Origin of the sequence: Mesorhizobium sp. CO1-1-11 (assembly GCF_020164995.1) — a bacterium.
Taxonomy (GTDB): Bacteria; Pseudomonadota; Alphaproteobacteria; order Rhizobiales; family Rhizobiaceae; genus Mesorhizobium; species Mesorhizobium australicum.
In genome coordinates this window covers 1-13,127 of the sequence record NZ_JAIUHE010000045.1, presented here as the reverse complement: position 1 = coordinate 13,127, position 13,127 = coordinate 1, and the positions used below count along the sequence as shown (strand labels likewise).

The 13,127-nt window shown below is 63.9% G+C and carries 10 protein-coding genes; 4 read left to right on the top strand and 6 right to left on the bottom strand.

The annotated features are described in order from the left end of the window. The first annotated feature begins 527 nt into the window (after positions 1-527). Positions 528-962, top strand: coding sequence for a hypothetical protein (locus LB554_RS29130; protein WP_140660712.1), 435 nt, complete (start codon positions 528-530; stop codon positions 960-962). A gap of 9 nt (positions 963-971) precedes the next feature. Here LB554_RS29130 and LB554_RS29125 read toward each other — a convergent pair whose 3' ends face one another. The 3 genes from LB554_RS29125 to LB554_RS29115 are packed head-to-tail and all read right to left on the bottom strand — an operon-like array spanning position 972 to position 4,828. Then, a complete protein-coding gene (locus tag LB554_RS29125; RefSeq protein WP_224588247.1) occupies positions 972-1,832 on the bottom strand; it encodes an alpha/beta hydrolase in 861 nt (286 codons plus the stop codon). A 28-nt stretch (positions 1,833-1,860) separates the two neighbouring features. After that, positions 1,861-3,909 (bottom strand): Fe(3+)-hydroxamate ABC transporter permease FhuB, encoded by a 2,049-nt coding sequence (gene fhuB / locus LB554_RS29120; RefSeq protein WP_224588245.1) that lies wholly within the window; start codon positions 3,907-3,909, stop codon positions 1,861-1,863. Further along, positions 3,902-4,828: an ABC transporter substrate-binding protein gene (locus tag LB554_RS29115; RefSeq protein ID WP_224588243.1), complete on the bottom strand. Its 927-nt coding sequence runs from the start codon at positions 4,826-4,828 to the stop codon at positions 3,902-3,904. The genes fhuB and LB554_RS29115 overlap by 8 nt, the downstream gene beginning before the upstream one ends. Positions 4,829-5,099: 271 nt before the next feature. Between LB554_RS29115 and LB554_RS29110 the strand changes: the two genes are divergently transcribed. Continuing rightward, complete coding sequence (locus LB554_RS29110) at positions 5,100-5,441, top strand: hypothetical protein (RefSeq protein ID WP_015319229.1); 342 nt, start codon at positions 5,100-5,102, stop codon at positions 5,439-5,441. A gap of 81 nt (positions 5,442-5,522) precedes the next feature. Here LB554_RS29110 and ggt read toward each other — a convergent pair whose 3' ends face one another. The 3 genes from ggt to LB554_RS29095 form a co-directional block, all read right to left on the bottom strand. After that, positions 5,523-7,256 carry a gamma-glutamyltransferase gene (ggt, locus tag LB554_RS29105; protein WP_224588239.1) on the bottom strand — a complete coding sequence of 578 codons (1,734 nt, stop codon included), beginning with the start codon at positions 7,254-7,256 and terminating at the stop codon, positions 5,523-5,525. A 215-nt stretch (positions 7,257-7,471) separates the two neighbouring features. Next, on the bottom strand, positions 7,472-8,764 hold the full coding sequence (gene rhaI, locus LB554_RS29100) for an L-rhamnose catabolism isomerase (protein ID WP_411962658.1): 1,293 nt from the start codon (positions 8,762-8,764) through the stop codon (positions 7,472-7,474). Between the two features lie 111 nt (positions 8,765-8,875). Continuing rightward, entirely contained in the window at positions 8,876-10,978 is a 2,103-nt protein-coding gene (locus LB554_RS29095) for a bifunctional rhamnulose-1-phosphate aldolase/short-chain dehydrogenase (protein ID WP_224588235.1), read from the bottom strand. 187 nt (positions 10,979-11,165) lie between these two features. On the opposite strand from LB554_RS29095, the gene LB554_RS29090 reads away from it, so the two are divergent. Both LB554_RS29090 and rhaS read left to right on the top strand, forming a co-directional pair. Beyond that, positions 11,166-11,969, top strand: coding sequence for a DeoR/GlpR family DNA-binding transcription regulator (locus tag LB554_RS29090; protein ID WP_140614716.1), 804 nt, complete (start codon positions 11,166-11,168; stop codon positions 11,967-11,969). 54 nt (positions 11,970-12,023) lie between these two features. Then, positions 12,024-13,019 (top strand): rhamnose ABC transporter substrate-binding protein, encoded by a 996-nt coding sequence (gene rhaS, locus LB554_RS29085; RefSeq protein WP_015319234.1) that lies wholly within the window; start codon positions 12,024-12,026, stop codon positions 13,017-13,019. The last annotated feature ends 108 nt before the right edge of the window (positions 13,020-13,127 follow it).

The following is a 13,127-nucleotide window of genomic DNA, read 5'->3' as shown; positions in this document are numbered from 1 at the left end:
GCTCTCCTTGCAAAGGGCCGAAAGTGTAACCCATCTATCCGGAATGAACTGTCACCCATCTCTCGGGAAGGGCATAAAAATCCAAGCGCTTATGGCGTGACCACCTGATCGCTATCAATCGCATGCGCCTGTTGCAGGCGCGTTCGCGTGTCGTCGCTTAGGCTTTCTTGTCGCCATCGGGATTTGGTGCCGGCGCCTCTCGCACGTCTCGCGGTGGCGGATCGACATGCTCAGGCTCTGGCGGTGCTTCCTTGTCCGGCCGACGGACGGGTGGCTGCGGGCCGGGCTTCGGCCGTGGTTCTTGGATCTTGGCTGGCATATCCAGTTAACCGCAACCACAGGCTCTTGTTCCCTCGTGTCTTAAAGAACCGGGAGGCCGAAGCCTTCTGTCGGCTTGGTGCGGGTGCCCTGTCACAAAGATCGATGGACGGAACGACTTTGCCTTCGCCGGGCTTGTGGAGGATTCAATTTGCTTGGTGATCCCACAACCCTAGGGCAAACTCCCTGCCGGGGCTGCAGGAGGTGAAATGAGAGCACGCGCAGCAACGCTTGGGGATCTCGAGGATGTCTTCCATGGCCTGTCCAAGCGGATGTCGGACGAGTACGCGGCGGCCGGCAAGGACAGCAAGATCGCCTACGACAATCTGATGATGAATTTGAAGGAAGGCCGCGCGCACGCGCTTGTCGAGGGCGAGAAGGCCGTGGCGATCATCGCGTGGCATGAAAACAGCGATGCCGCCGATACGCTGTTCGCCGCCCAGGAGGATTTCTTCCGCGGCTCGACCGTCCGTTTCTGCAAGCGGCATATCAGGCATATTCAGGCGCTTGCCGGCAACCTTCCCATCCACTCGCGCAGTTGGCTCCAGGGGCCCGATGTCGCCAGGTGGTTCGGCATTATCGGCTATGTCGAGCGCGGCCAGGAAAACGGCGCAAAGCTGTTCGAACTGCCGCCTGCGCGCTGAATAGAAATTCTACCGCACCGCGAATGCCGCCTGCACCGCCCGGTTGACCGTCACCGGCAGGATCGACATGTGGTTTTCGCCGGCATGGAGTTCGAAGCTTGCCCGCAGGCCCGGGAGCGCGTCGAGGCGTTCCGCCATCGCCCTGGCGAATTCGTCGGTAAGGATGAGCTTTTTCTGCGCCAGGCGCTTTTCCTCGTCTTCCGCGCCGACCTGGAACGGCGCCAGCTTTTCGGTCTCATACTCTCCGGCCGACAGGATTACGTCGGCTTTCAGGCCGTCGGGAACAGCGGCTTCGAACCTTTCGAGAAAGCGGTCGATAACGCGATCTTCCCAATAGATGGCTGGGCTGGCCGCAATGAAGGTGCTGAATGAGAGCGGGCGGGTAAACAGGGCGTAGAGCGCGAACAGGCCACCGAAAGAGTGGCCGTAAAGTGCCTGGCGGCTCTCGTCGACCCTGGTCCGGCTGGCGACCCACGGCTTCAGCTCGGCTTCGATGAAGGCCAAAAAATCGCCCGCCCCGCCGGTCCTGACTTCCGGCGTGCCCTCGTAGAAGGGCGGATAGGTCCTGCCCGGCGGGGGGCCCAGATCCCATGAGCGGCGCAGCGGGTCATAGGCGCCCTCGACGGGGTAGCCGATGGCGACGATGACGCCCCAGCCGACATCGGTGCCGGCGGGATAGAGGGCCTGCGCGCGCATCGCGTCGACCGCCGTGCCGATAACGGCGTTGCCGTCGGTCATGTAGAGCACCGGCCAGCCGGCCTCGGGCATTGGCCCCGACGGCACATGGATGAAGACCCGCCAGGGATCGCCTCCGCTTTTGCCAACGAAGTCGTGGACGGTGGTGTCGGCAATCAAGGCTGGCGTCGCCATCGGCTTGGATATCTCCACGGGACAAGGCTCAGCGGCGGCGCAAGAGCCACATCAGGACGGGGCCGCCGATCAGCGTCGCGACGAGGCCGGCCGGAATCTGGCGCGGGAAGATGGCGGTGCGGCCGATCCAGTCGGCGCAGACCATGATCAGCGCGCCGGCAAGCATCGCGCCGATCGCTTGCGACAGCGCACGCGACAGGCCAAGGCGCCACGCCAGGTGCGGCGCCATAAGGCCGATGAAGGTCAGCGGCCCGACGACCAGGGTCGAGGCGGCGGTGAGCGCTGCCACCATCAAAAGCACCAGCAGCCGTGTTGCCTTGAGGTTGACCCCGAGGCTTTGCACCGCGGCGGAGCCGAGCGGCAGCATGTCCAGCCAGCGCAGGAAGAACGGTGCGAGCAGGAACAGGCAAAAGGCAAACGTCGAGGTCAGAAGCGCCGAGCCGGCGTCGACGCCGTAGGTCGAGCCGGTGAGCCAATTGAGCAAAAGCATGGCGCGCGGATCGCCCGTGGCGGTGAGCACCAGGATCAGCGCGTCGAACAGGGCCGTCAAGGCGACACCGGCAAGCAGCAGCCGCTCTGGCGCATAGGCGGTACGGCGGCCGATCGCCAGCGTCACCAGAAGGGCGGCGAAGGCGCCGATCGTGGCGGCCAGGGTCTGTACCGGGCGGCTGGCATCGGCGAGCGCGAACAGCGCCATCATCATGCCGAGCGCAGCACCGGCGCTGATGCCGAGCACTTCGGGGCTGGCCATCGGATTGCCGGTCAGCCGCTGCATCATCAGCCCGGCCAGCGCCAGCATGGCGCCGGCGGCAAGTGCCGCGGACACTCGAGGCAGCCGCCAGGCCAGCAAGGGCCGCAGCTGATCGCCGGACGCGAATGTCCAACCATCGGTGCCCGGCGCGTAGAGCAGCGCCAGCACGAGCAGCAAAAGCAGGAGGCCGCCGATCGCCGCCAGCACAAGGCCGGGCCTTTTCGTTCTGGGCAAGCGCTCGGCGGCGAGTGCCGGTGCTTCCGCGCCAAGCGCGAGGCGCGGCAGAAGCCAAAGAAGCAGAGGCGCGCCGAGAAGCGCCGTCATCGCGCCGGTCGGCAGCAGGTCGCCCTGTGGCCCGGTCGCGACCTGCACTCCCTGGTCCGCGGCCCACAGCAGTGCCGCGCCGAGAAGCGGCGCCATCACCAGTTGCTCGCCGAGCCGGCGGGCGCCGCCGATGCGCGCGAGCGTGGCGGCGGCAAGGCCGACGAAGCCGATGACGCCGACGGCGGCAACGACGAAGGCGATCAGGGCGACCGCCGCCGCCAGTCCGGCGAAGCGATAGGCACCGAGCGGGACGCCGAGGCTGCGCGCGCCTTCGTCGTCGAGGCCAAGCAGGGTCAGCGGCCGCACCATGAGGCCGATCGCCAGCGCGGCACCGCCAAGGCGCGGCAAAAGCCACAGCGTTGCCGACCAGTCCTGCTGGCCGAGCGAACCGGCGCCCCAGAGGAACAGGCTGGCCAGCCATTCATGCCGAAGCACCACAAACGCAGCACCGATGGCGCCGGCATAAAGGCTGACGACCAGCCCGGCCAACACGACCGAAAGCGGCGACAGGCCCTTGTGCCAGGAGAGCGCCAGGACCGCCGCAAGGGCAGTGAAGGCGCCGGCAAGCGCCACCCATTCGCGGCCGAAGGCAAGCAGCGACGGCGCCAGAAGCGTCGCCAGCGCCAGCGCCAGATAGGCGCCGGCCGAGACGCCGACGGTTTCGGGCGAGGCGAGCGGATTGCGCAAAACCTGCTGCAGCACCGTCCCGGCCAGTCCGAGGGCCGCACCGCAGAGAAGGCTGACGGCGAGCCGGGGCAGGAAGGCGTAGTGAACGAGCACCTGCCTGATATCCTCGATATCGGGGCTTGCGAGCGCCCCCAGCCAGAGTGCCGGCGGCAATTGCACGCTCATGTTGGAGAGGGTCGCGGCGCCGGCCGCGCAGAGAAGCACGACGCAAAGCAGGATCGCGCCCAGGGGATATCCGCCTGGTATGCGAGGCGACGGGGTGCGACCGCGGACGAGGACGGCATTGTCGGGCAAGATCGCTTCCTGCTCAACCACGGGCGGTCTCCGCCGTCAGCGCCGCGGCCAGCAGGCGGGCAAAACGGCTCGCCGAGGGCAGCGTGCCGAACATCAGCACCGCAGGCAGGCGCATGATCGAGCGCTTGCGCACGAACGGCATGGCATTCCAGACCGGGCTCTCGGTCAGCGTTCCGCCCGCCCCTTCGGGCAAGGGTTCGAGATAGGCAAGGCGCGCATCATCAGACGTTGCCAGCCCGTCGATGCCGACAGTTGCAAATCCCCAGTAATTAGTCTCTCCGGCCCACGCGTTGCGGATGCCGATGCGGTCGAACACCGCCTGAAACAGGCTTTTTTCGCCATAGACGCGCACATTGCGCGGATCGAGGAAGCTGACGACATAGATCGGCCGCGCCGAAAGCGGTTCCAGCTGCTGCTTGATGGTCGAAAAATGCGCCTCCGTCGCCGCTATCAGCGCCTCGCCCTCCCTTTCCTTGCCGACAAGCCTCGCCAATTGCCGGGTCGCCTCGATGGCGCGCTGATAGGGCTGACCGTCGGGCGTATAGATGCCGATCGTCGTCACCGGTGCCACGCGCTCGAGCAGCGGCTTGATGCCGTCGAGATAAGGGATGGAGAGGATGATGTCGGGACGAAGCTGTTGCAGGAATTCGAGATTGGGCTCCAGGATCGTGCCGATGTCGGCGACTTGGGGCGGCAGCGGCGGCTCGACCACCCACCTTTCCCAGACCTCACGGTCGGCGATAGCGACCGGCGTGATGCCGAGCATGAGCAAGGTCTCCGCCAAGCCGTCATCGAGGCAGACGATGCGCGGCGGGCTGGCCGCGGCTGGCGTCACGACGCCGGTGAACGGCAGAGTGAACAGCGCGAGCGCGTGGCGACGCGTGATCCGGACGCGCGGACGATTGACCTCTCCTGGCCGGGGTTGATGATCTGTATTCAACTTGGCTTGCCTGTTGCCCGGGGCCCTGGTCTCCGGCGACCAATCCGAGTTGACTATTAAACAGGATATTCTTAGTCAAGTTTTAAGACGAGGCCGGCGGCGACAAACCCCAAGAAGGCAGGTGACGCGATCCGGCAACAGCTCCTAAAATCCGTCAGCAAACTATCCCCGAAAAGGGGCCGGAGGCGGTGCCGGGCGCATCCGCCACAGCGTGATCGGGTTGCGCTCGGCAGGCGTTGATGGTTTGTTGCCGGTCAGCGGAGATCAAGTGATGCGAGAATCCATGGGTCAAGACGAATACGGGTCGGCGAACCCCTTCGATCCGGACGACCTGCCGAATTTGAACGCGATCGGACCAGGGATCGGCAATAACGACTTCGAGAAGTACGCGGTCGCCGTGATCATCGTGTTCGGCGCCCTGATCATCGGCGGCTTGATGGCCGCGTCGATGACTTTCGGCCACCGCAACGGGTTCCTGTTCGCGCTGGGCGGTGCCACGTCGGCCTGGATATCGGGAAACGCGCTGCTGCTCGACCGGCCACGCATCTATGCGCTGTTCGTCGGCATCGCCGCCTTGATGCTGATCGCGTCGACCATCACGCTGGTGACCTGACGGCTCCCGGGCCATGAGGCGGAGGCCGGTCCCGAAAGGCGGAATCCGGCCTCATGCGGAAAGCAACGGTCTTGCGGCCTATCAATATCCGAGCGCTTCGCCGGCTGCCGCGCGGCTGTCGATGGCGCCATTGTAGCGCGCGCCGCCGCCCTTCTCGATTTCCGCCAGGCTCTTGCCGCCGACGAGAATGCCCGCCGCCTGGCCCCAGCTCTGGTCACTGAGATCAAGGCGATAGCCCATCCCGGCCAGCAGTCTTTCTGTATCCGGCGAAAGGCCGAACGGCTCGACATAGACGGTATCGGGCAGCCATTGGTGATGAATGCGCGGCGCGTCGATCGCCTCCTGGATGTTCATGCCGTGGTCGATCACGTTGACGATGGCTTCCAGCGTGATGGTGATGATGCGCGAGCCGCCTGGGCTGCCGATGACCATGAACGGCTTGCCATCCTTGGCCACCACGGTCGGGCTCATCGAGGACAGCGGCGTCTTCTTCGGCTGGATGGCATTGGCCTCGCCCTGGACGAGGCCATAGAGGTTGGGCACGCCGGGTTTCTGGGTGAAGTCGTCCATCTCGTTGTTGAGCAGGATGCCGGTGCCGTCGGCGACCACGCCGGCACCGAACGAACCGTTGAGCGTGTAGGTGACCGCGACCGCGTTGCCGTCCTTGTCGATGATCGAATAATGCGTCGTCTCCTTCGACTCGCCGAAGCCCTTCGGCATCAGATCCTGCGACACGCCGGCGCGGAACGGATCGATCTTGTCGCGGATGTCCTTGGCATAGGCTTTGTCCAGCAGCCTGGAGACGGGATTGTCGACGAAATCGGGATCGCCGAGCGCGGAGTTGCGGTCGACATAGGCGTGGCGCATCGCCTCGACCATGACGTGGACGGTCTCGGCCGAGCCGGCGCCGAGATAGGACAGCGGATAGCCTTCCAGCACGTTGAGGATTTCGCAGATGATGACGCCGCCTGAGCTCGGCGGCGGCGAAGAGATGATCTCGTAGCCGCGATAGGAGCAGGTGACGGGCTTCAACTCGCGCACCGCGTATTGTTCGAAATCGCCCTTGGCCAGGATACCGCCCTTGGCGCCGCTCGCCTTGACGATGGCGTCGGCGATGGCGCCCTTGTAAAAGGCATCGGGACCTCTCTCGGAAATGGCCGAGAGCGACGCGGCAAGGTCGGGCTGAACCAGCTTCTCGCCGACGCCATAGGGCTTGCCATCGGTTTTGAGGAAGGCCGCCGCCGCCGCTGGGTCCTTCGCCAACCTTTCGGCGCTGCCGGCGAACGAAGCCGCATCGCCCTGGTTGAGGACGAACCCATCTCTGGCATAGGCGATCGCCGGCGCCATCAGGTCCTGCCTGGACAAGGTGCCATATTTCTGGCGCGCCATCTCGAAACCAGCCACCGAGCCTGGTACGCCGACCGCGAGATAGCCGTCCAGGCTAGCGCCCTTCACCGGGTTGCCGTCCTTGTCGAGATACATGGTCTTGGTCGCGGCAAGCGGCGCCCGCTCGCGGAAATCAAGGAAGGTCGATTTGCCGTCCTTGAAGCGGATGGTCATGAAGCCACCGCCGCCGATATTGCCGGCATTGGGATAGACGACGGCCAAGGCATAGCCGACGGCGACAGCCGCATCGACGGCATTGCCGCCCTTTTTCAACACCTCGACGCCGACTTCGGAAGCCAGATGCTGGGCCGTGACGACCATGCCGTTCTCGCCCTTGGCCGGTGCTGGCGACGCGGCGAAAGCCGATGGCGAAAAGGTGAGGGCGATGGAAAGACCGAGGGCGATCAATGTCCTACGGGTGAGATGCATGGCGGGTTCTCCAAGTGATGCTTGCCTAGAAGAGCTACTTGGAGCGATCGAGTCCATCTTCAATGAAGACATTCACGGGTTGGTGACTGCTCGCTTGTGGTGGAGATGCAGGGCAGAGGAGGCGTGAAGGACCGCCAACTTTCGGACGTCGGCGCGACAGCGTCCCCTCTGTCCTGCCGGACATCTCCCCCGCAAAGGGGAAGATCGGCTCTACCTCAAACGATCCCGCCGGAACCACCTGCGACGGCTGGCCGCTCCGCCGCGACCTTGGCGCGATAGCCCGCCGCCCGGTATGCGGCGACCGGATCGATGGCGCCACCTGTCTTCAGCCGTGCCATGGCAAGGATCGGCTCGACATCGGTTCGGTAGGCCGCCTTCAGCGTCTGCGTCGCCATCAGAGCGTCATTGCCGTCCTGGAACCCCTCAAGCGCCTTTCGGTCGACCAGCAGCGCCTGCGCATAGGCGCGCTGCACCTCGACCGCCGACAGCATCAGGCTTTCGATCGGATCGGTGACATTGTGGCTCTGGTCGAGCATATGGGCGGGGTCGAACCCCTCGGGGCCTGACAGCTCGGCATCGACCAATTCGTTGAAAACCAGGAACAGCCGATAGGGGTCAATCGACCCGGCATCGAGGTCGTCGTCGCCATATTTCGAATCGTTGAAGTGGAAGCCGCCGAGTTTTTTGAACTGAATCAGCCGTGAGACGATCATCTCGATGTTGACGTTGGGCGCATGATGGCCGAGGTCGACCAGGCAGAAGGCCTTGTCGCCGAGCTCCCTTGATATGATGTAGTTGGTGCCCCAGTCCTGCACGACGGTGGAGTAAAAGGCAGGTTCATACATCTTGTGTTCGGTGAACAGCTTCCAGTCGTCCGGCAGCCCGGCATAGATCTCCTTCATGGCATCGAGATAGCGCTCGAACGCCTTGGCGAAATTGACCTGGCCGGGGAAGTTGGAGCCGTCGCCGATCCACACCGTCAGCGCCTTCGACCCAAGCGTCTTGCCGATCTCGATGCATTCGAGATTGTGCTCGACCGCCTGACGACGCGTGTCGGCGTCGGCATGCGACAGCGAACCGAATTTGTAGGAAAGCGTCTGGTCCTTCGCGTCCGAAAAGGTGTTGGAGTTCATCGCATCGAAGCCAAGCCCGAAGCGGGAGGCCGCCTGCTTCAGCCGGTTCGGATCGGCCTTGTCCCAAGGAATGTGCAGCGACACGGTCGGCGTCGCCTGCGTCAACTGCTGGATGACGGCGCAATCCTCGATCTTGTCGAAGATGTCGCGCGGCTCACCGGCGCCGGGAAAGCGGGCGAAGCGGGTGCCGCCGGTGCCGACGCCCCAGGACGGGATCGCGACCGCGAAGTTTTCCACCTTGTCGCGGATAGAGTCGATGGCGATGCCGCGTCGGTCGAGGCGCTCGCCGAGCGAGGCATAGTCACGCTCGAGGTCAATCTTGCGCGCGGCGTTACTGCTGGCGACGATGTCGGCGGAGATGATGGATTCGGACACTGCTGTTCCTCCCAGAATGCATTCGGTCGGCGGCGCCCTCATCCGCCTGCCGGAAACTTCTCCCCGTATAGCGACGGGAGAGAAGGGGCCAGCGTGAGCGCCGGCGAGCGGCTACCGCGTAAAGCTCTGTGCGTTGCCGGCGTCGACGTTGATGATGTTGCCTGTCGACTTGGCCGACATGTCGGAGGCGAGGAAATAGATCGCCTCGGCGATGTCTTCCGGGAAGACGGAGCGCTTCAGCATCGAACGCGAGCGGTAGTGCTCTTCCAGATCGTCGGTCGACATCTTGTAGGCGGCGGCACGCTGTTCCTTCCACTCGCCGGTCCAGATCTTCGAGCCGCGCAGCACCGCATCCGGGTTGACGACATTGACCCTGATCTGGGCTTCCGCGCCCTCCAGCGCCAGGCAGCGGGCGAGATGAATTTCGGCGGCCTTGGCGGTGCAGTAGGCGGCGGCGTTGGGTGATGCCGCCAGGCCATTCTTGGAGGCGACAAAGACGACGTTGCCGCCGATCTTCTGTACCCGGAACAGCCGGAATGCTTCCCTGGAGACCAGGAAATAGCCTGTGGACAGGATGTCCATGTTCTTGTTCCACAGCGCCAGGGTCGTCTCCTCGATCGGCGCCGACGATGCCAAGCCGGCATTCGATACCAGAATGTCGATGCCGCCGAACTCGACGGCCGTCTCGGCGAAGCCGGCGACGACCTGGTCCTCCGAGGTGACGTTGATGAGAACTGGGCGGACGAAATCCCTGCCATAGGCTTTTGCCAGTTCCTCGTTGGCGCCGGCGAGTGCCGCCTCGTCGATATCGGCCAGCACGACGCAGGCGCCTTCGCGCAGCAGGCGGTTGGCCGTGGCGCGGCCGATGCCGCCGGCGCCGCCGGTGACCAGCGCGACCTGGCCGGCGAGAGACTTCGGCTTCGGCATGCGCTGCAGCTTCAAATCCTCGAGCAGCCAATACTCGATGTCAAAGGCCTCCTGCGCCGGCAGGCCGACATAGGACGAGACGGTCGACGCACCGCGCATGACGTTGATGGCGTTGACGTAGAATTCGCCCGAGATGCGCGCTGTCGCCTTGTCGCCGGCGAAGGTGAACATGCCGACGCCGGGCATCAGATAGACCACCGCGTTGGGGTCGCGGATAGCAGGCGAGTCCGCATGCTTGCAGCTGTCGTAATAGGCTTGGTAGCCGACACGATATTCGGCAATGTCGCCGGCGAGTCGCGCGATGACGGCATCGACGTCGGGCTTTGCGGGATCGAATTCGATCACCAGCGGGCGGATCTTGGTGCGCAGGAAGTGGTCCGGGCACGAGGTGCCGAGGGCTGCCAGCGGGCGCAAATCCCTGGAGTTCACGAATTCGAGCACGGCGGGCGAGTCATCGAAGTGGCCAAGCTTGTGGCTCTTTTCCGAGACCAGGCCGCGAATCCTGGGCATCAGCTTGGCGGCAATCGCTCGGCGGGCAGCCGCATCGAGCGACTTCACTACCTCCCCACCGAAGATCGCCACGCCTTCGGAGCGGCGCTCGAACCACTCTATCGCTTGGTTGATCACCGAAATCGTCGTTTCGTAGCACTCCTTCGGCGTATCGCCCCAGGTGAACAGGCCGTGGCTTTCGAGGATGACGCCCTTGGCGGTGGGGTGTTCGACGCAGAATTTCTCCAGCCACAGGCCGAGTTCGAAGCCCGGCCGCTTCCACGGCAGCCAGCCAATGGCATCGCCGAATATCTCGTTCGTCAGCACCCTGGAATCCTTGGCGGCGGCGATGGCGATGATGGCATCGGGATGCATGTGGTCGACAAAAGGCTTCGGCACATAGGCGTGCAGCGGCGTGTCGATCGAGGCCGCGCGCGGATTGAGGTTGAAGGTGCAGTGGGGAAGATAGCCCACCATCTCGTCCTCGTGCTCGACGCCGCGATAAAGCCCCTTCAGCGCCCGCAGCTTGTCCATGTAGAGCGTTGCGAAGCCATCAAGCTTGATCGAGGCGCTGTCGCCGCCCGACCCCTTCACCCACAGCACTTCCACATCCTGGCCGGTGAGCGGATCCTTCTGCCATATCTTCGAGGAGGTGTTGCCGCCGCCATAATTGGTGACGCGCTTGTCGGAGCCGAGCGTGTTCGAGCGATAGACCAGCAGCTCGGGCTCGCTCATCCCCTTCGCCTTCGCGTCGTCCCACAGATTGGCGAGGCGCGAGCCGGAGCGCTTGTCGAGCATAGTAATCCTCCCTTTGGAGCGCGCACCATGCGCTCCTTTTTCGCTCGGGAATGTCTACGCAAGAGGCGAGCTTGTCAATCACAAACGATCAATATCAATCATATTGCGCTGCACAATGAAATTATATGATCGGAAATGATTGACACTGCTCGGTTTGGGTGCCTAGATGCTCAGGCAGGGAGGAACCATGCACGAAAAAGAGCGCCACAGGATCATTCTGTCCGCCGTCCAGGAAAAACCTGTGGTGACGGTGCAGGAAATGGTCGACCTGACGGAATCGTCCGAGGCGACGATCCGGCGCGACATCGCGGCTCTCCATGTCCAGAAGCGCCTGCGCCGTGTGCGCGGCGGTGCTGAAGCAATATCGCCGCCGCAGTTCATCGGGCTGGCCGGCCGGCCCTTCTCCGTCAACGAAACGCTCAACGCGGCGCAGAAGCGGGCGATCGCTCGTGAAGCGGTCGAGTTGTGCAAGGACGGCGAGCCGATCATCATCAATGGCGGTACCACCACCTTCCAGATGGTGCATTTCCTGACCGGCCTCCGCATGCCGATCTTCACCAATTCGTTCCCGATCGCCGAGCACCTGCTCAAGCACTCCAAGAACACGGTCATGCTGTCGGGCGGCACCATCTATCGCGAGCAGAACATCATCCTGTCGCCCTTCGACAATGACGTGACGCGCAATTTCTACGCACGCCGCATGTTCATGGGCGCTCAGGGACTGGGGCCGCTCGGCCTGATGGAAGGCGATCCACTGCTGATCCAGGCGGAGCAGAAGCTGATCGACCAGGCCGACGAGTTGGTGGTGCTGGTCGATTCCTCGAAATTCCGCAAACGCTCCAGCCTGATCCTGTGCGGTCTTTCGCGCATTGCCACCGTCATCACCGACGACGGCATCGAGGACCGCGAGGCAAAGATGCTGGAAGCCGCGGGGGTGACGTTGATCGTCGCCCGCAAGTCGACAAAAGAAGAATCTTCACTGCAGGCCTGAGACACCTCACGCCCGCAGCGGCGATGGAATGCAACGCTCAAGGGAGGAAATTCGATGAGCTTCTTGAAGAAACTGATGGTGACGGCGGCCTTCTCGGCCGCCATGTTCGTGAATGCCGCCTACGCGGAAAACGTCAAGATCGCGCTGGTGGTGAAGTCCCTCGGCAACGGCTTCTTCGATGCCGCCAACAAGGGCGCGCAAGAGGCGGCTAAGGAACTCGGCGACGTCGACATCATCTACACCGGCCCGACCAAGGCGACCGCCGAGGCGCAGATCGAAGTGGTCAATTCGCTGATCGCGCAGAAGGTCAACGCCATCGCGATTTCCGCGAATGACGCCGACGCGCTGGTGCCGGTGCTGAAGAAGGCGATGGAACGCGGCATCACCGTCATCTCCTGGGATTCGGGCGTCGCCAAGGAAGGCCGTCAGCTTCACCTCAATCCGTCCGACACCGGCCTGATCGGCGAGACCATCATCAAGCTCGCCGCCGACTATCTGCCGGAAGGCGGCGATGTCGCCATCCTGTCGGCTTCCTCGACCGCGACCAACCAGAATTCCTGGATCGAAGCGGCCAAGAAGGTGCTGCCGGAGAAGTTCCCCAAGATCAAGCTGGTCGCCACCGTCTATGGCGATGACGATTCGGCCAAGAGCACCGACGAGGCCAAGGGCCTGTTGAAGTCCTATCCGAACCTCAAGGCGATCATCGCGCCGACCACCGTCGGCGTCGTCGCCGCCGCCCAGGTCGTCACCGACGAGAACCTGATCGGCAAGGTCAACGTCACCGGTCTGGCGCTGCCGTCCGAGTTCAAGAAGTTCATCGACAACGGCGCCAGCCAGGCCGTTGCGCTGTGGAACCCGATCGACCTCGGCTACTCCGCCGTCTACCTCGCCCACGACCTGGCGGTGAAGAAGGAAGAGGCCAAGCCGGGTGCGACGCTGTCGATCGGCCGCGTCGGCAAGGTCACGCTCGACGACACCAACTCGGCCGCGATGGCTCCGCCCTTCCAGTTCGACAAGAGCAACATCGAGAAGTTCTCCAAGATCTATTGATCTCGGAGCTTTTAAGTTGCCGCGGCGGGACTCACATCCCGGAAGGCGGCGATGTCGCCATCCTGTCGGCTTCCTCGACCGCGACCAACCAGAATTCCTGGATCGAAG

Bases quoted from the DNA above. Each gene is read 5' to 3' on its own strand.
- rhaS (WP_015319234.1), top strand. From the start codon at position 12,024: ATGAGCTTCTTGAAGAAACTGATGGTGACGGCGGCCTTCTCGGCCGCC.
- LB554_RS29110 (WP_015319229.1), top strand. From the start codon at position 5,100: ATGCGAGAATCCATGGGTCAAGACGAATACGGGTCGGCGAACCCCTTC.
- LB554_RS29130 (WP_140660712.1), top strand. From the start codon at position 528: ATGAGAGCACGCGCAGCAACGCTTGGGGATCTCGAGGATGTCTTCCAT.
- LB554_RS29125 (WP_224588247.1), bottom strand. From the start codon at position 1,832: ATGGCGACGCCAGCCTTGATTGCCGACACCACCGTCCACGACTTCGTT.
- ggt (WP_224588239.1), bottom strand. From the start codon at position 7,256: ATGCATCTCACCCGTAGGACATTGATCGCCCTCGGTCTTTCCATCGCC.
- LB554_RS29095 (WP_224588235.1), bottom strand. From the start codon at position 10,978: ATGCTCGACAAGCGCTCCGGCTCGCGCCTCGCCAATCTGTGGGACGAC.
- LB554_RS29090 (WP_140614716.1), top strand. From the start codon at position 11,166: ATGCACGAAAAAGAGCGCCACAGGATCATTCTGTCCGCCGTCCAGGAA.